Annotated in this window: 21 protein-coding genes; 9 read left to right on the top strand and 12 right to left on the bottom strand. The window is 61.1% G+C overall.

Features of this window, described 5'->3' with window-relative positions:
• Positions 1-2: 2 nt before the first annotated feature.
• Positions 3-1613: a carboxyl transferase domain-containing protein gene (locus C4N04_RS13900; RefSeq protein WP_106796270.1), complete on the bottom strand. Its 1611-nt coding sequence runs from the start codon at positions 1611-1613 to the stop codon at positions 3-5.
• Positions 1610-2755 (bottom strand): isovaleryl-CoA dehydrogenase, encoded by a 1146-nt coding sequence (locus tag C4N04_RS13895; protein ID WP_096769132.1) that lies wholly within the window; start codon positions 2753-2755, stop codon positions 1610-1612. The genes C4N04_RS13900 and C4N04_RS13895 overlap by 4 nt, the downstream gene beginning before the upstream one ends.
• Before the next feature lie 105 nt (positions 2756-2860).
• Between C4N04_RS13895 and C4N04_RS13890 the strand changes: the two genes are divergently transcribed.
• The gene (locus C4N04_RS13890; RefSeq protein WP_010056494.1) at positions 2861-3121 is read left to right on the top strand and encodes a type II toxin-antitoxin system prevent-host-death family antitoxin; all 261 of its coding nucleotides are present in this window, start codon (positions 2861-2863) and stop codon (positions 3119-3121) included.
• Positions 3122-3179: 58 nt separating this feature from the next.
• Here C4N04_RS13890 and C4N04_RS13885 read toward each other — a convergent pair whose 3' ends face one another.
• The gene (locus tag C4N04_RS13885; protein WP_106796269.1) at positions 3180-3419 is read right to left on the bottom strand and encodes a type II toxin-antitoxin system RelE/ParE family toxin; all 240 of its coding nucleotides are present in this window, start codon (positions 3417-3419) and stop codon (positions 3180-3182) included.
• A gap of 28 nt (positions 3420-3447) precedes the next feature.
• Positions 3448-4455, bottom strand: coding sequence for an AraC family transcriptional regulator (locus tag C4N04_RS13880; protein ID WP_106796268.1), 1008 nt, complete (start codon positions 4453-4455; stop codon positions 3448-3450).
• 136 nt (positions 4456-4591) lie between these two features.
• On the opposite strand from C4N04_RS13880, the gene C4N04_RS13875 reads away from it, so the two are divergent.
• From C4N04_RS13875 to lpdA, 7 genes are all read left to right on the top strand, one after another.
• Positions 4592-5356: an SDR family NAD(P)-dependent oxidoreductase gene (locus tag C4N04_RS13875; protein WP_106796267.1), complete on the top strand. Its 765-nt coding sequence runs from the start codon at positions 4592-4594 to the stop codon at positions 5354-5356.
• Between the two features lie 20 nt (positions 5357-5376).
• On the top strand, positions 5377-6564 hold the full coding sequence (locus C4N04_RS13870) for an acetyl-CoA C-acyltransferase (RefSeq protein WP_106796266.1): 1188 nt from the start codon (positions 5377-5379) through the stop codon (positions 6562-6564).
• A 19-nt stretch (positions 6565-6583) separates the two neighbouring features.
• Positions 6584-7711, top strand: coding sequence for an acyl-CoA dehydrogenase family protein (locus tag C4N04_RS13865; protein ID WP_106796265.1), 1128 nt, complete (start codon positions 6584-6586; stop codon positions 7709-7711).
• A gap of 63 nt (positions 7712-7774) precedes the next feature.
• Positions 7775-9007 carry a 3-methyl-2-oxobutanoate dehydrogenase (2-methylpropanoyl-transferring) subunit alpha gene (locus C4N04_RS13860; RefSeq protein ID WP_106796264.1) on the top strand — a complete coding sequence of 411 codons (1233 nt, stop codon included), beginning with the start codon at positions 7775-7777 and terminating at the stop codon, positions 9005-9007.
• 1 nt (position 9008) lies between these two features.
• On the top strand, positions 9009-10022 hold the full coding sequence (locus C4N04_RS13855) for an alpha-ketoacid dehydrogenase subunit beta (RefSeq protein ID WP_106796263.1): 1014 nt from the start codon (positions 9009-9011) through the stop codon (positions 10020-10022).
• Positions 10023-10025: 3 nt separating this feature from the next.
• On the top strand, positions 10026-11291 hold the full coding sequence (locus C4N04_RS13850; protein WP_106796262.1) for a dihydrolipoamide acetyltransferase family protein: 1266 nt from the start codon (positions 10026-10028) through the stop codon (positions 11289-11291).
• A 3-nt stretch (positions 11292-11294) separates the two neighbouring features.
• A complete protein-coding gene (lpdA, locus tag C4N04_RS13845; RefSeq protein WP_106796261.1) occupies positions 11295-12692 on the top strand; it encodes a dihydrolipoyl dehydrogenase in 1398 nt (465 codons plus the stop codon).
• Between the two features lie 46 nt (positions 12693-12738).
• Here the strand turns inward: lpdA and C4N04_RS13840 are convergent, their stop codons facing one another.
• From C4N04_RS13840 to C4N04_RS13830, 3 genes are all read right to left on the bottom strand, one after another.
• On the bottom strand, positions 12739-13500 hold the full coding sequence (locus tag C4N04_RS13840; protein WP_040112792.1) for a slipin family protein: 762 nt from the start codon (positions 13498-13500) through the stop codon (positions 12739-12741).
• 28 nt (positions 13501-13528) lie between these two features.
• The gene (locus tag C4N04_RS13835; protein WP_106796260.1) at positions 13529-14932 is read right to left on the bottom strand and encodes a nodulation protein NfeD; all 1404 of its coding nucleotides are present in this window, start codon (positions 14930-14932) and stop codon (positions 13529-13531) included.
• Between the two features lie 121 nt (positions 14933-15053).
• Complete coding sequence (locus C4N04_RS13830) at positions 15054-15557, bottom strand: hypothetical protein (protein ID WP_106796259.1); 504 nt, start codon at positions 15555-15557, stop codon at positions 15054-15056.
• Positions 15558-15814: 257 nt separating this feature from the next.
• Between C4N04_RS13830 and C4N04_RS13825 the strand changes: the two genes are divergently transcribed.
• Positions 15815-16339 carry a tetratricopeptide repeat protein gene (locus C4N04_RS13825; RefSeq protein WP_096764737.1) on the top strand — a complete coding sequence of 175 codons (525 nt, stop codon included), beginning with the start codon at positions 15815-15817 and terminating at the stop codon, positions 16337-16339.
• Positions 16340-16455: 116 nt separating this feature from the next.
• Here C4N04_RS13825 and C4N04_RS13820 read toward each other — a convergent pair whose 3' ends face one another.
• From C4N04_RS13820 to C4N04_RS13800, 5 genes are all read right to left on the bottom strand, one after another.
• The gene (locus C4N04_RS13820) at positions 16456-17025 is read right to left on the bottom strand and encodes a hypothetical protein (protein ID WP_106796258.1); all 570 of its coding nucleotides are present in this window, start codon (positions 17023-17025) and stop codon (positions 16456-16458) included.
• Between the two features lie 68 nt (positions 17026-17093).
• On the bottom strand, positions 17094-18398 hold the full coding sequence (locus C4N04_RS13815) for an AAA family ATPase (RefSeq protein ID WP_096769146.1): 1305 nt from the start codon (positions 18396-18398) through the stop codon (positions 17094-17096).
• A gap of 15 nt (positions 18399-18413) precedes the next feature.
• Complete coding sequence (locus tag C4N04_RS13810) at positions 18414-19358, bottom strand: type II secretion system F family protein (protein WP_096764740.1); 945 nt, start codon at positions 19356-19358, stop codon at positions 18414-18416.
• A 7-nt stretch (positions 19359-19365) separates the two neighbouring features.
• A complete protein-coding gene (locus C4N04_RS13805; RefSeq protein ID WP_106796257.1) occupies positions 19366-20319 on the bottom strand; it encodes a type II secretion system F family protein in 954 nt (317 codons plus the stop codon).
• Positions 20316-21764 carry a CpaF family protein gene (locus C4N04_RS13800; RefSeq protein ID WP_106796256.1) on the bottom strand — a complete coding sequence of 483 codons (1449 nt, stop codon included), beginning with the start codon at positions 21762-21764 and terminating at the stop codon, positions 20316-20318. Before C4N04_RS13800 ends, C4N04_RS13805 begins: the two co-directional genes overlap by 4 nt.
• Between the last annotated feature and the right edge of the window lie 10 nt (positions 21765-21774).

The following is a 21774-nucleotide window of genomic DNA, read 5'->3' as shown; positions in this document are numbered from 1 at the left end:
CCTCACATCCTGAATAGGCCGAAGCGCGGCCCTTTCGGGATCGGCGCATTTAGGCAGGCGGAAAAGGCCAGGCCGAGCACATCGCGTGTCTGGCGCGGGTCGATGATGCCGTCGTCCCAGAGGCGGGCTGTGGCAAAATAGGGATTGCCCTCGGCCTCGTAGCCCGCACGGATCGGCGCCTTGAACGCCTCTTCCTCGGCGGCCGGCCAATCCTCGCCGCGCGCTTCCATCGCGTCGCGGCGGATGGTGGCAAGCACCGAGGCCGCCTGTTCGCCGCCCATGACGCTGATGCGGCTGTTCGGCCAGGTGAAGAGGAAGCGCGGGCGATAGGCGCGGCCGCACATGCCGTAATTGCCGGCGCCGAAGCTGCCGCCGATGATGACGGTGACTTTCGGCACGGTGGCGGTCGCAACCGCCGTCACCAGCTTCGCTCCGTCCTTGGCGATGCCGCCGGCCTCATAACGGCCGCCGACCATGAAGCCGGAAATGTTCTGCAGAAAGAGCAGGGGCACGCGGCGCTGGCAGGCGAGCTCGATGAAATGCGCGCCCTTCAGCGCGCTTTCGGAAAAGAGCACGCCGTTATTGGCGATGACGGCGACGGGCATGCCCCAGATGCGGGCGAAGCCGCAGACGAGGGTGCCGCCGTATAGCGGCTTAAACTCATGCAGTTCCGAGCCATCGACAATCCGGCCGATCACCTCGCGCACGTCATAGGGTGAGCGCACGTCATCCGGAATGAGACCGCAGAGATCCTCGGGATCAAGCTTCGGCGGCCGCGGAGGCTGAATGTCGATATCAACCGATTTAACGCTGTTGAGGCTGGCGACGATATCGCGCACCAGAAGCAGCGCATGTTCGTCGTTTTCGGCGACATGGTCGACGACGCCGGAGCGGCGGCCATGGGTTTCGGCGCCGCCGAGCTCTTCGGCCGAGATGATTTCGCCGGTCGCGGCTTTGACCAGCGGCGGGCCGGCAAGGAAGATCGTGCCCTGATTGCGCACGATCACCGTTTCGTCGGACATGGCGGGAACATAGGCACCGCCGGCGGTGCAGCTTCCCATGACGCAGGCAATCTGGGCAATGCCTTCGGCCGACATCTGCGCCTGGTTGTAGAAGATCGCGCCGAAATGATCGCGGTCGGGAAAGACCTCGGCCTGATGCGGCAGATTGGCGCCGCCGCTATCGACCAGATAAAGGCAGGGCAGCCGGTTCTGCATGGCGATTTCCTGCGCCCTAAGATGTTTCTTCACCGTCATCGGAAAATAGGCGCCGCCCTTTACCGTCGCGTCATTGGCGACGATCATGACCTCACGGCCGGATACGCGGCCGATGCCCGATATGATGCCGGCGCCCGGCGCCTCGTCGCCATACATTCCGTTGGCCGCCAGCGCGCCGACCTCCAGGAAGGGGCTGCCGGCATCGATCAGCAGCTGAATGCGGTCGCGGGGCAGGAGCTTGCCCTTGCTTGTGTGACGTTCACGGGCCGATTGCGCGCCGCCCTCGCGCGCCTTTGCCGAGCGCTCGTAGAGCTCGTCGATAAGCGCCTTGTTCTTGATGGCATTGGCTTTGAAGGTCTCGCTGTCGCGATCGATCGCGGTCGAAATCACCGTCATGATGCGATGAGCTCCCGGCCGATCAGGTAGCGGCGGATTTCGTTGGTACCGGCCCCGATATCGTAGAGCTTGGCGTCGCGCAGGAAACGCTCGACCGGCCATTCCTTGGTATAGCCGGCGCCGCCGAGCGCCTGGATCGCCTCCAGCGACACCTTCACGGCATTCTCGCTGGCAAAGAGGATCGCGGCCGCCGCGTCGGTGCGCGTGGCACGGCCAGCGTCGCAGGCGCGGGCGACGGAATAGACATAGGCGCGCGACGAGTTCAGCGCCACATACATATCTGCGATCTTGGCCTGCATCAGCTGGAAATCGCCGATCGGTTTGCCGAACTGCTTGCGATCGCGCACATAAGGCAGCACGACATCGAGGCAGGCCTGCATGATGCCGAGCGGACCGCCGGCAAGCACGGCGCGCTCGTAATCGAGACCGGACATCAGGATCTTCACGCCTTCGCCTTCCCGGCCCATCAGCGCCTCGGCCGGCACCTCGCAATCCTCAAAGACCAGCTCGGCCGTATCGCTGCCGCGCATGCCAAGCTTGGAGAGCTTCTTGGAGACGCTGAAGCCGGGCATGCCCTTCTCGATGATGAAAGCGGAAATGCCTTTCGGACCGGCGGCGGGATCGGTCTTGGCATAGACGACGAGGACGTCGGCATGCGGCGCATTGGTGATCCAGAATTTGGTGCCGTTCAGAATGTAGCGGGCGCCCTTGCGCTCGGCCCGCAACCGCATCGAGACGACATCGGAGCCGGCGCCGGCTTCGGACATCGCAAGTGAGCCGACGTGCTCGCCGGAGATCAGCTTCGGCAGATGGCGGCGCTTCTGTTCCGGCGAGGCCCAGCGGCGGATCTGGTTGACGCAGAGATTGGAATGGGCGCCGTAACTTAAGCCCACCGAGGCTGAGGCGCGCGACACTTCCTCCATCGCGACGACATGCTCGAGATAGCCGAGACCGGCGCCACCGAATTCCTCCTCGACGGTGATCCCATGCAGGCCGAGCGCCCCCATCTGGGGCCAGAGCTGGCGCGGAAACGTGTTGCTTTCGTCGATTTCGGCTGCCAGCGGAGCAATATGATCGGCGGCAAACCGCGCCGTCGTGTCGCGGATTGCATCCGCGGTTTCGCCAAGCGAAAAATCAAACATGGCACTCCTCCCGCTAAAATATGTAGCGCGGGTTGCGAAAGGTTCAAAGTGCTCTTGATTTTGATGCGGGTAAGGCCTTTCCCTTCGAAAGCCGGGAGGTTTACCATGCGACAGTTCACGACAGGAGACCTCAACAAGCAGGTCGGCGATGTCATCGATGCTGCGAGCCGCGAGCCGGTCGTTCTCACCTGGCATAACAAGCCGCGTTTCGTGCTGATGAGCTATGAGCGCTTCGAGCGGATGCGCAGCGGCATGGACCCGCGTCGTGCCCATCACATCTCGGAGATGCCGGACGAACATTCCGAGTTGTTCGCACAGGCGATCGATCGGCTGTCGAAGAGCGAAGGCTACGACGACGAGCCATGAGCTTCGCGCTGCCCGATCCTTGCAATGCGTGCCGGCCGAGAACTACGGGGCGGCTGCCCTATTCGTCCGGGAATAGCAATCGTTCATAGTCTACCGCGCCGTGGAGGACATGCAGCACTTCGACCGCGTCGGCAATCCGGTAAAAAATCAGATAGTCGCCGTAGGGGCGCCGGCGGATGCCGGATTCTTCCCGGCCGGGCAGCAGGGGAAAGGAGCGGGGCATATGCCCCAGTGATTCGCACCGCTCGTAAAGCTCCCTCACGAAGGTCTCGGCGCGAGCCGGATTGCCGTCCTTGATCCAGCGGGGTCAAGTTGAGCGGCTTGACTTAGCCTCGATTTTCCGCTTCCTCCCGCCGGAAAGCCTCCGGGCTCTTGCCCATCCATTTCCGGAAGGCCCGGAAGAAGGCGCTGGGTTCGGAATAGCCGAGTTGTACAGCGATCTCGCCAATGGTCTTCGAGGTGTTCAGCAGCAGTTCGATGGCAAGGTCACGGCGGATATCGTCCTTGATGGCGGCATAGCTTTGTCCCTCGTCGTGCAGGCGGTGGCGGAGTGTAGAGGAGGGCATGCGCATGTCGGCGGCAAGTGCTGCAAAACTCGTCCAGGCGGCCGGCGTAGCCAGGCTCAAGCGCCGGCGGACGGCGGCGGCGATGCCGGCGTCGTAACGGTAGCGCACCAGAATATTGGCCGGCGCACCGCGCAGGAACTGTTTCAGAGCCTGTTCGCTGCGGGAGATCGGCAGGTTGAGCATGGCGCTGTCGAAGCCGAGCCGGCTGATGGCCTGGGAGAAGCGTACGGGCGCGCCGAAGAACAGCCGGTAGTCGGCGCCTTGCTTGGGTTCGGCGCAGCGGAAATCGACGAGGCGGATCGGAATGCGCCGCCCGACCAGCCAGCAAATGATGCCGTGCAGGATGATCCAGTAGGTTCGATAGGCAAAGGCCGAACGCGGGCCGCCGGCATCCCTGAGCTCGACTTCGGCGAGGCCATCGCGGATGATGAGCTGCCCCCTGGGATCGTCGAGCACGACATCGAGGAAGCGCAAGGCCCGGCGCAGCGCGTGGCCGAGCGTCGGCGCATGCAGCACGCAATGGCAAAGCAGCGTGAAGCTGCCGCTGCGCATCGGGCGCGCGCCCATGCCAAAGAATTCGTCGTCGAGTTCGCCAGCAATTGCAAGCCACAGCGCGCCATAGGTCTCCGCCGAAACCGGCTGGTCCATGACAGCAGGCAGGCCGACGCGGGCGAGGATCGGTGCCGTCGGCTTGCCGAGCCGCCGCAAGCTGTCCAGCGCCTCCTCGACGAAACCCGGCGCGATCATGCGTCGCTCGATCTCGGCCATGCCAATCCTCACTATGGCAAAACTGTCCGAAACTATGGAGCAGTTTTGTCATCGCTTGCAATAGGTAGAGCGAATAGAATCGCTGCTGTCGGTTGCGCCTGGAGGAGGGCGCGTGCTGGCAGGGAGGACTGGATCCATGCTGATCGCAGGAGCAAATTTCATCGTCACCGGCGGCGGCTCCGGTCTCGGCGCCGCAACAGCGCGCATGCTCGTCGAAGCCGGCGGGCGCGTGACGATCGCCGATCTCAATGCGGAAGCAGGTGAAGCGATTGCCCGGGAGTTCGGCAGCGAGGCTCGCTTCGTCAAGGCCGATGTCAGCGATGGCGAGGGCGGAGCGGCGGTGGTGGCCGCGGCGGAAGCTTTCGGCGGTTTGCGCGGACTGGTCAATTGCGCCGGTATCGCGCCGGCCGAGAAGGTGATCGGCCGCGACGGACCGCACCGGCTGGAGAGTTTCGCCCGCACCATCGGCATCAATCTCATCGGCACGTTCAACATGATCCGGCTTGCCGCAGCCGCGATCCGGAACATGGAGCCGGATGCGGAAGGCGAACGCGGCGTCATCGTCAACACGGCTTCGGTTGCCGCTTTCGACGGACAGATCGGTCAGGCGGCCTATGCTGCCTCCAAGGGCGGGGTGGCGGCGATGACCTTGCCGATCGCCCGCGAATTTGCCCGGCACGGCATCCGTGTCGTGTCGATCGCGCCCGGCATATTCGAAACGCCGATGATGGCTGATATGCCGGCGGAAGTGCAGGAAGCGCTCGGCAAGAGTGTGCCCTTTCCGCCGCGGCTCGGCCGGCCGGCGGAATTTGCCGGACTGGTGCGCCATATCTTTGAAAACAACATGCTGAACGGCGAGGTCATCCGCCTCGACGGCGCATTGCGGATGGGCGCGCGATGAGCGTCGCCCGAGGAGGAAAAATGGCATTGCAGGACCCTATCGTCATCGTCGGTGCGGCACGTACCCCGATCGGCAGCTTTCAGGGGCAGCTGACGGGGGCGGCCGCGCCCGAACTCGGAGCTGCGGCGATCAGCGCAGCACTTGAGCGCAGCAGCGTCGAGCCCGAGGCGATCGAGGAGGTCGTCTTCGGCTGCGTGCTGCCGGCAGGGCAGGGGCAGGCGCCGGCACGCCAGGCGGCCATCCATGCCGGCCTGCCGTTTTCGACAGGCGCCAGCACCGTCAACAAAATGTGCGGCTCGGGCATGAAGGCTGTCATGATGGCGCATGACCTGATCGCCGCCGGCAGTGCCTCGGTGGCGGTTGCCGGCGGCATGGAAAGCATGACCAACGCGCCCTATCTCCTCGGCAGGGCTCGTGGCGGCTACAGGCTTGGCCATGGGCGTGTCGTGGATCACATGTTCCTCGACGGGCTGGAGGATGCTTATGACAAGGGGCGCTTGATGGGCAGCTTCGCGGAGGATTGCGCCGAGGCCTATCAGTTCACGCGCGAGGCGCAGGACAACTATGCGATCGCCTCCCTGACGCGGGCGCAGAAGGCGATTGCGGACGGCTGTTTTGAAAGCGAGATCGTGCCGGTCACGGTCAAATCGGGCAAAGCCGAGCAGGTGGCAAGCCGCGACGAACAGCCGGGCAAGGCCAAGCTCGACAAGATTCCGACATTGAAGCCCGCCTTCCGCGAGGGCGGCACGGTGACCGCCGCCAATTCCAGCTCGATCTCCGATGGCGCGGCAGCCCTGGTGCTGATGCACCGCTCGCAGGCGGAACTGCGCGGGCTCAAGCCGCTTGCCACGATCCTCGGTCATGCCACGCATTCGCAGGCGCCCAATCTTTTCGCCACCGCGCCGATCGGCGCGCTGCAGAAGCTCTCCGATCGCACCGGCCTGGCGCTTTCGGAGGTCGACCTGTTCGAAATCAACGAGGCATTCGCCGTCGTCGCAATGGCGGCGATGCGCGACCTCGACCTGCCGCATGAGAGGGTGAACGTGCATGGTGGCGCCTGCGCGCTCGGCCATCCGATCGGCGCGTCCGGCGCCCGGATTCTGGTGACGCTGCTTGCAGCGCTGCAGCGCTACGACCTGAAACGAGGCATGGCGGCGCTCTGCATCGGCGGCGGCGAGGCGACGGCTGTCGCTATCGAGCGGCACTAGCGGGAAGAGGAGGAGCCATATGATCCTTTCCGAACTCCAGCAGCAGATATCAGATCTCGCCCGCGACTTTGCCCGCGACCGGCTGGCCCCGGGAGCGGCCAAACGCGACCGCGAGCATCTCTTCCCCAGGGAAGAATTGAAGGAAATGGGCGAACTCGGGCTGCTCGGCATGCTGGTGCCGGAGGCCTATGGCGGCTCGGATACCGGCGTGGTTGCCTATGCCGCCGCACTCGAGGAGATTGCCGCCGGCGACGGACCCTGTTCGACAATCATGAGCGTGCATAGTTCAGTCGGCTGCGTGCCGATCCTGAAATTCGGCACCGAGGATCAGCGCCAGCGCTTTCTGCCGAAACTGGCAAGCGGCGAATGGATCGGCGGTTTTGCGCTGACCGAGCCGCAGGCGGGTTCCGACGCCTCGAATCTGAAGACCCGGGCGCGGCTTGACGGCGACCACTATGTGATCGACGGCGCCAAGCAGTTCATCACGTCGGGAAAGAACGGCAACGTCATCATCGTCTTTGCCGTCACCGATCCGGATGCCGGCAAGAAGGGCATCACCGCCTTTATCGTGCCGACGGAGACGCCGGGCTACGAGGTGATCCGCGTGGAGCAAAAGCTCGGGCTGCATTCCACCGATACCTGCCAGATCGCCTTCAACGCCATGCGCATTCCTGTCGATTTGAGGCTCGGTGCGGAAGGCGAAGGCTATCGCATCGCGCTTGCCAATCTCGAGGGCGGGCGGATCGGCATTGCCGCGCAGGCCGTCGGTATGGCGCGCGCGGCCTTCGAGGCGGCGCGTGATTACGCCAAAGAGCGCATGGCCTTCGGCAAGCCGATTTTCGAGCATCAGGCCGTCGCCTTCCGCCTTGCCGATATGGCGGTGCGGATCGAGGCGGCGCGCCAGCTGGTCTTTCACGCGGCCGCCTTGAGAGAGGCGGAGCTGCCCTGCCTTTCGGAAGCCTCGATGGCAAAACTCTTTGCCTCGGAGATGGCCGAACGCGTCTGTTCCGACGCAATCCAGATCCATGGCGGTTATGGCTACATGGCTGATTACCCGGTTGAACGCATCTACCGCGATGTGCGCATCTGCCAGATCTATGAGGGAACTAGCGACGTGCAGCGCATGGTGATCGCCCGCAATCTATAGAACCATCTCCCGGCCTGTTTCCGGGGAGGGACGCATGGCCGGCAAAGGGAGGAAAGAAGAAATATGGTGGATTCCGCTCGTTTGAGCCTGCACGTCCCCGAACCTGCCGTCCGCCCCGGCGGCCAGCCCGACTTTTCCAACGTCAAGATCGCCAAAGCCGGTTCCGTGCCGCGTCCCGAGGTCGATGTCGCCTCGGAAGAAATCCGCGAGCTTGCCTATTCGATCATCCGCGTCTTGAACCGTGATGGCGAGGCGGTCGGTCCCTGGGCGGGGTCGCTCTCCGATGAGGAATTGCTGACCGGGCTTCGCAACATGATGAAGCTGCGCGCCTTCGACGCCCGCATGTTGATGGCGCAGCGTCAGGGCAAGACTTCCTTCTACATGCAGCATCTCGGCGAAGAGGCCGTCAGCTGCGCCTTCCGCAAGGCGCTCAACAAGGGAGACATGAATTTCCCGACCTATCGCCAGGCGGGGCTGCTGATCGCCGACGACTACCCGATGGTCGAGATGATGAACCAGATCTATTCGAACGAGAGCGATCCTCTGCACGGCCGGCAGCTGCCGATCATGTATTCCTCCAAGGAACACGGCTTCTTCACCATCTCCGGCAATCTCGCCACCCAATATGTGCAGGCGGTGGGCTGGGCGATGGCCTCGGCGATCAAGAATGACAGCCGGATTGCCGCTGCCTGGATTGGCGATGGATCGACGGCGGAATCGGATTTCCATTCGGCGCTCGTCTTTGCCTCGACCTACAAGGCGCCTGTGATCCTCAACATCGTCAACAATCAGTGGGCGATCTCCACCTTCCAGGGAATTGCCCGCGGCGGCTCCGGCACCTTTGCCGCCCGCGGCCTCGGCTTCGGCATTCCGGCGCTGAGGGTCGACGGAAACGATTACCTCGCCGTCCATGCCGTCTCCCGCTGGGCGGCGGAGAGGGCCAGGCGCAATCTCGGCCCGACGCTGATCGAACATGTGACCTATCGCGTTGGCGCCCATTCAACCTCCGACGATCCGAGCGCCTATCGGCCGAAGACCGAATCCGAGGCCTGGCCGCTCGGCGACCCCGTGCTGCGCCTGAAGAAACATCTGATCGTCAAGGGCGTTTGGTCGGAGGAGCGCCACGTCCAGGCGGAAGCCGAAATCATGGACGAGGTGATCGAGGCGCAGCGCCAGGCGGAGGCGCACGGCACGCTGCATGCCGGCGGCCGTCCTTCGGTGCGCGACATTTTCGAGGGCGTCTATGCCGAAATGCCGCCGCATATCCGCCGCCAGCGGCAGAAGGCAGGGTACTGACATGGCCAGAATGACGATGATCGAGGCCGTGCGCAGCGCCATGGATGTCTCGATGGCCAAGGACGACAATGTCGTGGTCTTCGGCGAGGATGTCGGCTATTTCGGCGGCGTCTTCCGCTGCACCCAGGGGCTGCAGGCAAAATACGGTAGGACGCGCTGCTTCGATACGCCGATTAGCGAATCCGGCATCGTCGGCACGGCAATCGGCATGGCCGCCTATGGGCTGAAGCCCTGCGTCGAAATCCAGTTCGCCGATTACATGTATCCGGCATATGACCAGCTGACGCAGGAGGCCGCACGCATCCGCTACCGCTCCAACGGCGATTTCACCTGCCCGATCGTCGTGCGTATGCCGACCGGCGGCGGCATTTTCGGTGGTCAGACCCACAGCCAGAGCCCGGAAGCGCTCTTCACTCACGTCTGCGGCCTGAAGGTGATCGTTCCCTCCAATCCCTATGACGCCAAAGGCCTGCTGATCGCAGCGATCGAGGACCCTGATCCGGTCATGTTCCTGGAACCGAAGCGGCTTTATAACGGCCCCTTTGACGGTCATCACGAGCGGCCGGTCACACCCTGGTCGAAACACGACCTCGGCGAAGTTCCCGACGGCCATTACACCATCCCGATCGGCAAGGCCGAGATCCGTCGCGCCGGGTCTGCGGTGACGGTGGTTGCCTATGGCACGATGGTGCATGTTGCGCTTGCCGCGGCCGAAGATGCCGGCATCGATGCCGAAGTGATCGATCTCAGAAGCCTCCTGCCGCTCGACCTAGATACGATCGTCAAATCGGTCACCAAGACCGGGCGCTGCGTCGTCGTGCATGAGGCGACCTTGACCTCGGGTTTCGGCGCCGAGGTCGTGTCTCTGGTGCAGGAACATTGCTTCTATCATCTCGAAGCGCCGGTTGTGCGCGTCGCCGGCTGGGACACGCCCTATCCGCATGCGCAGGAGTGGGACTATTTTCCCGGTCCCGGCCGTGTCGGGCGGGCGCTTGTCGAAGTCATGGAGGCCTGAGCCATGGGCGAATTCATCATCAAGATGCCGGATGTCGGGGAAGGGGTCGCCGAGGCCGAGCTCGTGGAATGGCACGTGAAGACCGGAGATCCGGTCCGCGAGGACATGGTGATCGCCGCCGTCATGACCGACAAGGCAACGGTGGAAATTCCCTCACCCGTCAATGGCACCGTCATCTGGCTTGCCGGCGAGATCGGAGACCGTATCGCAGTGAAGGCGCCGCTGGTGCGGATCGAAACGTCAGGGGAATCCGACGAGGCTCAGCCCATACGGATCTCGCAGGCGCCGGTCGCCGAAACGCCCAAGGCCGAGATTGCCAAGCCCGTCCCGACAGCGCCGGCTTCTGCACCTGCACCTGCACCTGAACCTGCACCTGCACCTGCACCTGCGCCGGTCGAAAAGCCGATCGCCGCGCCCTCCGTGCGGCTGTTCGCCAGGGAAAGCGGCGTCGATCTGAGACAGGTGCAGGGAAGCGGACCGGCCGGTCGGATCCTGCGCGAAGATGTGGAGCAGTTCCTGTCGCAGGGAACGACGGCCGCGCTCATGAAGGGCGGTCTTGCCAGGAAGACGACGACTGAAGAAATCAAGCTGACCGGCCTGCGCCGCCGCATCGCCGAAAAAATGGTGCTGTCCACCTCGCGCATTCCCCACATCACCTATGTGGAGGAAGTCGATATGACGTCGCTTGAGGAGTTGCGCTCCACCATGAATGGCGACCGCCGGCCGGATCATTCGAAGCTGACGGTTCTTCCCTTCCTGATGCGGGCGCTGGTCAAGGCGATTTCCGAGCAGCCCAACGTCAACGCCACCTTCGACGACGATGCCGGCATCATCACACGCCACAGTGCCGTGCATATCGGCATCGCCACGCAGACGCCCGCCGGTCTGACGGTGCCGGTGGTGCGGCATGCGGAAGCCCGCGGCATCTGGGATTGCGCCGCCGAGATGGTCCGGCTGGCGGAAGCGGCGCGGTCTGGGACCGCGACGCGTGAAGAGCTTTCAGGCTCCACCATCACCATCAGTTCGCTCGGCGCGCTCGGCGGCATCGTCTCGACACCTGTTATCAACCATCCCGAGGTGGCGATCATCGGCGTCAACAAGATTGCCACGCGGCCGGTCTGGGACGGCACGCAATTCGTGCCCCGCAAGATGATGAACCTTTCCTCCAGCTTTGATCATCGCATCATCGACGGCTGGGATGCGGCGACCTTCGTGCAGCGCGTCCGTACGCTTCTCGAAACGCCAGCGCTCATTTTCATCGAAGGCTGATCCATGAAAGAGATTGTCTGCAAGCTCCTCGTCATCGGCGCCGGCCCGGGCGGTTATGTCTGCGCCATACGCGCCGGCCAGCTCGGCATCGATACGGTCATCGTCGAGGCCGGCAAGCCGGGCGGCACTTGCTTGACGGTCGGCTGCATTCCCTCAAAGGCGCTGATCCATGCGGCTGAGGAATTCGACGCCACGCAGAAGATGCTTGCCGGCAAGAACCCGATGGGCATCCGTCTCGAAGGCGCCACGATCGATCTTGGTAGGACGATCGCTTGGAAGGACGGCATCGTCGGCCGGCTGACGGGCGGCGTTTCCGGGCTGTTACAGAAGGCGCGGGTGAAGATCGTCCATGGCCGCGCCCACTTTCGCGATGGCAAGACGGTGGAGGTCGAGACGGAAACCGGCCAGCAGATCATCCGCGCCGAGACAGTGGTGATCGCCACAGGTTCCGATCCGGTCGAGCTTGCCAACCTGCCTTTCGGCGGCAGCGTCATTTCCTCGACGGAGGCGCTGTCGCTGACGGAGCTGCCGAAGAAGCTGGTCGTGGTCGGCGGCGGCTATATTGGGCTGGAGCTCGGCACCGCTTTTGCCAAGATGGGATCGGAGGTGACGGTCGTAGAGGCGACGCCGCAGGTCCTGCCGCAATATGATACCGAGCTCGTGCGTCCCGTCATGCGTAAGCTCACCGAAAGCGGCATCCGTGTGCTGACCGGCGCAAAGGCGACGGGCCTTGCCGACAATGGTGAGGCATTGATGATCAAAACCTCCGATGGCCGGCGAGAGAGCCTGGCGGCCGACCGCATTCTCGTTACCGTCGGTCGCCGGCCGCGAACGGCGGGGTCCGGTCTCGAGGAGCTCGATCTCGATCGCGCCGGTCCCTATCTCAGGATCGATGATCGCTGCCGCACCTCGATGCGCGGCATCTATGCGATCGGCGACGTGACCGGCGAACCGATGCTGGCGCATCGTGCCATGGCGCAAGGCGAGATGGTGGCGGAGATCATCGCCGGGAAGAAGCGCGCATGGGACAAGCGCTGTATTCCCGCCATCTGCTTCACCGATCCCGAGATCGTCAGCGCCGGCCTCTCGCCGGCGGAGGCGCAGGCGCAAGGTTATAAAATCCGCACCGGCCAGTTTCCTTTCAGCGCCAATGGGCGGGCAATGACGATGGTCTCGGAGGAGGGTTTCGTGCGCGTCGTCGCCCGTGCCGACACCAACCTCGTTCTCGGCCTGCAGGCCGTAGGGGCAGGGGTTTCCGAACTCTCGGCGGCTTTTGCCCTGGCGATCGAGATGGGCGCGCGCCTGGAAGATATCGCCGGAACCATCCACGCCCATCCGACCCGCAGCGAAGCGGTCATGGAAGCGGCGCTGAAAGCTTTGGGAAGCGCTTTGCACATCTGAGCCAAGCTGGCCAAGACAAGGGGGTGGCGGCGTTCGCGTCGGTCGATCACTTGGGCTTAATGGCCATCAGATTGCCCAACTCCATCGGGAAGGGAAATAGAATTGTCGAAGTCTTCTCACTGGCGATGACGTTCAAAGTGCTCAAGTAACGAAGTTGCATCGCCTCCGGCTGCTTAGCCAGAATTTCGGCCGCTTCCAGTAGCTTCGCTGCAGCTTGCTGTTCGCCTTCGGCATTGATAACCTTTGCGCGGCGTTCCCGTTCGGCTTCCGCTTGGCGGGCAATCGCACGAATCATCGACTCGTTGATGTCAACATGTTTGATCTCGACAGTGGCTACTTTAATTCCCCAAGCATCCGTCTGAGTGTCAAGGATTTCCTGAATATCCGAGTTCAGCCTGTCACGTTCTGCCAGCATTTCATCGAGGTCGTGCTTGCCGAGCACGGAGCGCAACGTCGTCTGGGCAAGCTGGCTTGTTGCCATCATGAAATCCTCGACCTGTATTGTCGACCTCTCGGGGTCAATAACCCTGAAATAGATCACCGCACTGACACGAACCGAGACATTGTCATGCGAGATGACGTCTTGGCTAGGGACGTCGAGTACGCGCGTGCGCAGGTCGACTCTGATCATCTGCTGGACATAGGGGATGAGCAGAATCAAGCCGGGTCCCTTGACTCCGGTAAAGCGGCCAAGTGTGAACACGACGCCGCGCTCATATTCCCTCAGGATCTTAACCGCGGATGCGAGGATGGCGACCAAAATGACAATGACCACCAAATAGAAGGCAAGATCTGCAAACATATCCATGACTCCTCCTCCTGCTTCCTGAGCGCCGTTAAGCGTCCTTTGGACGGCTGACGACCTCGAGCGCCAGCCCATTGCGGCCGGTCACGCGAACAGGGTCACCAGCGACAAGGGGTTCGGCGGAAACCGCCTTCCAGCGTTCACCATGCGCAATGACGTACCCCGTGAGCCCCGTCCAACTCTCGACTTTTCCGGAAATGCCAATCATCTCCTCTGCACCGGTGGCAACCTGGCGCAAGCGCGAGGTGAATGCCAGGCGAGCAACGACAAGGCTGAAGGCAAGCGTTGCAAATGCAATTGCGACCAGCAGGGGGCGTGACACTTCCAGGCCGGGTATATCGGGATCAAACAAAATGGTTGCTCCCAGGATCACGGCTACCCCGCCGCCAATGCCCAAAGCGCCAAAGCTCGGCGAATGCGCCTCAGCCACAGTCAATCCCACGCCGAGGAAAATAAGTCCAAGGGCGGCAAAACTCACCGGCAGCAATGCCAGGGCATAGAGACCAAGGAGGAGGCAAATGCCGCCGATCGTGCCAGGAAGCATTGTCCCAGGTGCGAGAAATTCGAAGATCAGGCCGTAGATACCGACCATCATCAGGATGATTGCGATGTTCGGGTCGGTGATAACGGCAAGCAGGCGCGTGCGCCAGTCAGGCTCGAATTCCTGCACGGCCAAACCGGCGGTATCGAGTCGGACCTCCGTTTGGCCGACCCGCACCACGCGTCCTTGTGCCTTTGCGAGGAGATCGGTGACATCAACTGCCATGAAATCGATGGCATGTTCGCGCACTGCCGCAGTGGATGAAAGGCTCGCAGCTTCACGGACAGCACGCTCTGCCCAGTCGGCGTTGCGATTGCGCAATTCCGCAAGCCCGCGAATGTAAGCGACTGCGTCGTTAACAGCTTTTGCTTCGCGGGCATCGCCTGGAGCTTCTGCCTGCTTGCCAGCAGGTTCGTTCGGCTTCTTTTCGGGCTCTTCATCACCGCCGAAGGGCTTTACGCTGATCGCGATTGGTGTCGCCGCACCTAAGTTGGTCCCAGGCGCCATGACCGCAATGTGGCTTGCGTAGAGAATATAGGTGCCGGCGCTGGCAGCCCGTGCTCCGCTTGGCGCGACGAAGCTCGCGACAGGCACCGGCGAGGCAAGTATTGCGCGAATGATGTCCCGCATGGAGCTGTCAAGGCCACCAGGTGTGTCCATTTGCAGAATGATCAGGACCGCTCCACGTTCGCCACCATGCTGGATGCCTCGTTTTACGTAGTCAGCTATCGCGGGCCCAATGGCGCCGTTCACCTTGAGAACGACAGAAGCGCGGTCAGACGCCGACGGTGCGACCAAGCCCCAAGCTGAGAGCAGCAAAAACAACAAAGTGAAGATTGGCGGTTGCCATCGCCAACACCTTAATCCCCGCGTGACAATTTGCGGAACGTACATGATATTTAATGTATGTCGGAAATCACAAAGAGAAAGAAAGAGGCGTCTCATGTTTACGAACAAGCGAGAACGCCGAGACACTACGGATTGTTATTGAGCAGGGACGGTTCGCCCCTTTCTATCACGCGGACAGTGTGCGCTTGATAATTCTCACATGGCAGCAGATGCAGGCCGAAAACACGGATATAAAAAGGAAGGTCCCGAGCGGTGAGTAGGATAGCGGCAGGAACGACCAGTCGCCTCGCTGAAGCTGAGGCATCGCAAAGTCGGAAAGACCGGCTTGCGCAACTGCTGCCCGCCCCATCGTCAGACCGGTCGCGATCAGCGCTATATGGGCATGGATGAATCCTGACCGGTAGTGTCGTTGCGGCTGCAAAGCCACCCGAATCCCGAAAATCGATGCAAGCATCAACAGGACCATGGCGCTCCAAATTCCAATGCCGGGTACCGCCAAAAGCAGATAGATCGGTTCGCGCATGATAGGAAGAATTGTCATATGCAGCCACCAGGCGGAGGCACTCGAGGGGTAGCTGTCCAAGAGCAGCATGCTGAGGATGAAGATCGATGCTATCGCGTAGGCCAGTGATGGCCCAAGTCGCATCAGCGTGAAAATAGTGATTCGCATAGGCGTCCCATCCTTTGACCCGACGAACAGGGTAGGCGAAGTCGATTAATTTTCTACTCTGAGAATCACCGAACGCATGATACCAACCTTGAATGGTTGGCGTTTATCATCTTGGCGCGTTCCGGCGAAGACGGCATCTGTCGTTTTTTTGCGACTAGTTGCTCAAATTCTTGAGTTGTTAGCTTTTTTTTACGATGATTTTCGGTGAACGCATCCGAATCTCAGGTAAGAATGTCTGATGGGGGATCAAATTGCCAATGTTGCAGATCAGAGCTGGGACTAAATGCATCGCGTTTTTGATAGCGGCCGGCGCGATTCTAGCCGGTTGCCAGTCATCCGGCGTTGATGGTCTCGCTGCTTACGGCGATAGTGCAAAGACTCTTGAGGATGACTCAGCCGTTGCCTTCTATAAGAACGACGAGTTGATCACCAACGGCAAACTGCAGTTTCAGGAAAAGAACTACGGAAAATCCTACGCCATTTATAAGCGAGCGGTTGACGTTTTTCCGCAGGATCCGGCAGCCTGGCTAGGCCTGGCAGCCTCGGCCGACATGGTTGCCCGCTTTGATACCTCCGACCGCGCCTACCAGCAGCTCTCGCGAATGATCGGCAATACCCCGGTCTACTACAACAATGTCGGATATTCTCACCTGTTACGCGGTGACTTGCGCAATGCCAGACGCTATTTCCTGAAAGCCTATGAGCTCGATCCCGGAAACGAAGTCACCGCCCGCAATCTCGAATTGATGAAGAACAGCGTGAATCACCCTCAGCGGGGATAGGCCCTTCAACGATTAACAACTGCGTGGAGATAGAGCGCTTTGCGCCGATCGCCCGCATAAAGGCGTCGCTTGGCCGAGCCCCGCCATCGCGTTGGTGATTTCGCTGAAGTCGTTGGTTACCGAGCCTTCCGAAGGATGAGCTGGCCTTCTGGCGACAGTGTGCGTTCGTAACGCGGCAGGCTATTGATCGGAATGCCCCCAGCTTCGATGGACGCAAGAGTGCTATCCGGAGTTTGAGTATCTGCCGGCGCGGCACGGGGTGCAAAAAACTGTCCGGGTTCCTTGCCGGGCGCGCTCAGGACCAAAGCTGAACCCATGCGTGCAGCGCTTATGTCGTTACGCATCCGTTCATTCGTCGAAAGTATCGCCCTTTGTAGGTTTTCCATGTCCTGACGGATAAGTGCAAGCTCGTCGGCCTTGGCGTTGCTCGCGATCTTGTCCGACTGCTTTTCCATTTGTCCTCTCAGACCATCAATGGACCTTTTAAGCGCTGCGATGCTCTCGCGGCTCTCGCGAACATCCGCTGAGTTTTTGGCAGTATAGATGAGAACGCCGGCATTCACGGGCAAGAGCATAAGGAGCAGACCGACGAGGAGTGGGTTTCTTGAGGCTCTCGGCTCAATTGCTGGCATATTGCCTGGTCTCGCGCCGCCTGCTTCGCCGTCGATGCTCGGGATGCTGGTCATTCGTTTACTCCCCCGTAGGACGTTAACTGGATAGATTCACGACGCCTCGCTCGGCGCAAGGTCCGCAATCATTCCGACGTAAATACACCTTCCCACGCCCGCTCGAGCATATCGAGCGATGCGATTCTGTCTATGCTGTTGAACTCGCAATAAGAATCGACGAAATCCAGAAGATATTTCGGATGATAGCAAGACGCTAGCACATCGCCTTTGTACTTGCGATCATAAAACAGGTTCAGGTCTGGATCACGGACAACCAAACCGGTGCTGCTCGCATACGATCTGAAAATTCTGATGTATTCGTCGCGCGACGGAGTGTTGACAAAGATCTTGTATTTGAGGCGCCGCAAGCCCGCCTCGTCGGAAAGGTCCTTCGGTGCGATATTCGTCGAAAATACGACCAACTCGTCAAAGGGAACCTTGAATTTCTTGCCGGTGTGCAGCGTCAGGAAGTCGTATCCGCGCTCGAGCGGCACGATCCAGCGATTGATGAGCGCCTGCGGCGCCACTTGTTGGCGCCCGAAGTCGTCGATGATGAAAACGCCGCCGGACGCCTTTAAGTGTATGGGCGCCTCATAGACATTTGGCCCTGCGTTGAAGGTGAGATCGAGCTGATCGAGGGTCAATTCGCCACCCGTCTTGATCACCGGACGGCGGCATTCGATCCATCGTTGATCTCTTTTCGGATGGCATTCGGCGTCAGCCTCCGATACGGGGTGATGCACTGCTTCATCATAGAAACTGATAACATGGCCGCCGACCTCGACGGCATAGGGTACCCAGATGGTTTGGCGAAACAGTTGCGACGTCCGCTCGGCGATGCTTGTCTTTCCGTTTCCGGGCGGCCCGTAAAGCAGGATAGAGCGACCGGAGTTTAGGGCCGGGCCGAGCTTTTCGACCAAGGCGTCTGCGAGCACCAGCCCGTCGAGGCTCTCGGTCAGCCGCTCTGGGGTTACGCGCTCGTCATGGATGGACTGCAAACCCAGTTGTCGGCAGAACGCGTCCAACGACACTGGCGCCGGTCCGACATATTGGCATTGACGCGACGCCGCGTGGGCATATTCGAACCCCTTCATTGACAGGGCATATCGCACATCGGATCGCACATCCTCACCAGCCAAGCCGCGAGCCTCGAGATAGGCGAGTTTCACCAGTTCCTTGATCAGGATATTGACGATCACTTTCGGCAGTTTCATCCGTTCGGCCAGATGAGATGCCGTGGTGGTGTCCTGTTCGGCCGCACATTTTGACGCCAGCCGAAGCAGGAATGACGGATCCAATCCCGCTTGTTCTAAGCTTGCCGGTGCCATCGGCATACGCGGATCGAGGGAAATGATGTCATCGTTACGATGCTGTTCGAGCGAATACTGCATACGACCTCGCTTGGCTTAACCGCCTGGTTTCATTCCGATGAGAAGACTGACGACACGGATGACAATGGGAACGAGAACGATGATGAGGCTTACCGGAAAAAGGAACGCGCCGAGCGGCAGCAGCATCTTGACCGGCAGAGCGTTCGCCTTTTCCTCTGCGCGAACAATACGCAGGTCGCGCATTTCCTTGCTGTAGACCCGCAGCGTCTGGGTTACGCTTGTCCCGAGCTCCTCCGATTGGCGGAACAGAACGGAAAGGGCCCGGGCCTCGTCAATCCTCAGGCGGGTGGCAAGGTTGGCGAGCGCCTCGCGCAATCGCCGGCCGCCCCGCACTTCCAGCATCATGATCGACAGATGCAGGCCGAAGTCCTGCTGCTTGTCGACGAATTCACGGGCAACACGGTTCGCCGCCGCCTCGATGCTCATCCCCGCATCGAGGCAGACGATCAGCATGTCCATGAAATCGGGAAAGAGGCGGCGGTATTCCCTCTCCTTGGCGGCGCCACGCCGGTCGATATAGATGTTGACCAGAATGAAGGTCATGCCCGCAGCAAACATGGCAACGATCAGGGTCGCCATCTGCGACATATCAGGCGCGATCCGGTTTAAGGCCCAGACCGCCGCGACGAGCACGCTGATACAGACCACCGCCCTAATCACCTGGAAGGTGGTCACGGCGCCGGCAGCGAAATACCCCGCCCGAATCAGTCGGTTCTGGGTCGAGTTCGCATTCGTGTCACGTCGCGTAATTTCGAAATAACGACGGATCAGGCGGTTTTCCGCCTCGCCGAGATCGGCAATCGTCGTATCGCCAAGGTGGAATTCCTCGCCGGCCGCCGCCGAGCTCTTCGACACCCGAACCGAAACCTCGCGCCGTCGAAAAAACAATTCCGAGGCTGCAGCAGAAAATATCAGCACTGCAAAGAAGACGATGAGGTAGATTCCATACTCACTCGACATGACCGCCTCAGTACTCGAAATTGACCATCTTGTAGAGAATGACGTTCCCGATCGCCATGATGGCCAGCAAAACGCACACCACGGCGGTTCCGTGGCCGCTGTCCCAGACGGGATCGAAGTAGGTCGGCGACAAAGCCTTGATCATCGCGTAGAGCAGAAACGGATAGACCGACATGAAGATCGCCGTGATGCGTCCTTCCGAGGAAATCGCCCTGACCTTTGCCCTGAGCATTGTCCGGTCCCGCAGCGTCTTCGAAAGGTTCTGCAAGATCTCCACCAGATTTCCGCCGGTTCCCGCCTGTACGCTCAGCGATATCGCAAGCAGGTTCAGATCCTCGACGCCGACCCGGTCAGCCAAGTTGACAAGGGCATCGTCCAGCGTCACGCCGTAGGTGAGTTCATCCGAGAGGAGGCCGAACTCGGTGCCGATCGGATCAGGCATCTCGCGTCCCACCAAAGCAATCGCCGCCGGCAGCGGGTGGCCGGCGGCCAAGCTGCGGTTGGCGACATCGAGGGCTTCAGGAAGCTTCAGTTCGAATTTCTTCATGCGGCGCGCCCGGGCGCGCCAGACGAAGACTGCAGGGACGAGGAGGCCGATCAGGAGAAAGACGGGTATTCTAAGCAGAGTGCTCGGCACGAGGAACTGAACGACCAGCCACGTCAAGAGTGCGCCCGCGATCGTGAAGAGCGCAAATCGCCTGGCATCGAACTTGATTCCCGACTGGGCGTAGAACTGCAGCAGCCGCTGCATCATGGCGACTTGCCGCCAACTACCGGCGACACCGCGCTCCTTGAGCATATCGCTATAGGTCTTGCGATGATCCTCGCTGACCTCGAGCAAGCTCAGCCGATGGTTCACAGCGCGGTGGCGTTCGGATGTCTTGAAGTAGCCGCGCATGATCGCTTCGACAGCAACGAGGGCAGCAGTGAAAACGGCAGCGTAAAGCAGAGTGAGGGTCATTGAGCAGGTCCCGTTTGCAGCGGTTTACCCGGATCAAAAATCGCTACCGGGATCTCGATCCCGAGTTCGGCAAATTCCTCGACGAACCGCGGCCGGATGCCGGTGGCGCGGAATTCTCCATGGATCCGACCGCCTTCATCGGTGCCGATTTTCTTGAATTTCATGATCTCCTGCATCTGCACGACTTCGCCCTCCATGCCGGTGATCTCGGAGATCGAGACAACTTTGCGGCTGCCGTCGCTCAGGCGCTGGACCTGCACGATAACGGTGATGGCGGACGAGATCTGCGAGCGAATGCTCAACTGCGACATCGGCATCCCGGCCATGCCGACCATCTGCTCAAGCCGACCGACAGCGTCGCGGGGCGTGTTGGCGTGAATCGTCGTCATCGACCCCTCGTGACCGGTATTCATCGCCTGCAGCATATCGAACGCCTCGTCGCCGCGGACTTCGCCGACGATGATGCGGTCAGGACGCATGCGAAGGGCGTTTTTCAATAGTTCGCGCTGCCGGATTTCGTTGCGTCCGTCGAGCGTCGGCGGTCGGGTTTCCAAACGCCCGACATGTGGCTGCTGCAGTTGAAGCTCGGCCGCATCCTCGATGGTGATCAGGCGCTCCTTTGGAGAAATCTGCGACGAGAGAGCATTGAGCAAGGTGGTCTTGCCAGAACCGGTGCCGCCTGAGATCACCATGGACACCTTGCCCTTGACTGCGGCGCTAAGAAGGATGCGCATCGCATCGGCCATCGCGCCATATTGCACGAGGCGCTCCATTGTCAGCGGCTTGCGCGTGAATTTACGAATGGAAACAAGCGGCCCATCGACCGAGATCGGCCTGATGGCGACGTTGACACGTGAGCCGTCCTTGAGTCGAGCGTCAACCATCGGCGTTGACTCGTCGACGCGGCGGCCGACCGCCGAGACGATCTTGTTGATCACCCGGAGCAGATGGTCCTCGTCTTTGAACCGCACGGCGGTGCTCTCGAGCTTGCCGCTCCGCTCGACATAGACGCTGTTGTAGCCGTTGATGAGAATATCTGCGATGGTATCGTCGGCCAGCAGCGGCTCGATCGGTCCCAGCCCGAGCATCTCGTCGGTGATATCGCGGATCAGTTCATTGATTTCCTTGGCATTCAGCGGAAAGTTGTTATTCCGGATATAGTCCTTGACCAATGGCCGGATTTCGGTGGCGATCTCCTCGTTGTCGAGCGTGTCGAGGATCCCGAGGTTGATGCGATCGAGCAGGTAACGGTGCAGATTGACCCGCTCGGAAACCATGTCCGCCCCAAGCGAAGCCTCTTCGCCACTCGCCGTGGGGCTGTCAGGGGCCGGTTGGGCAGGCATGTTCTGAACAGTGCCGACCACAGACAGTTCGGCCGCCTCCTGATGTTTCGGGCTTTCAGGCTCCTGCTGCTTGTAGAAACGCCCCATGATGCCGCTCGCCATGCTTCCGACT

The organism is Rhizobium sp. H4 (genome assembly GCF_003013335.1).
Taxonomy (GTDB): Bacteria; Pseudomonadota; Alphaproteobacteria; order Rhizobiales; family Rhizobiaceae; genus Rhizobium; species Rhizobium sophoriradicis.
This window is presented reverse-complemented; position numbering and strand designations above follow the sequence as displayed.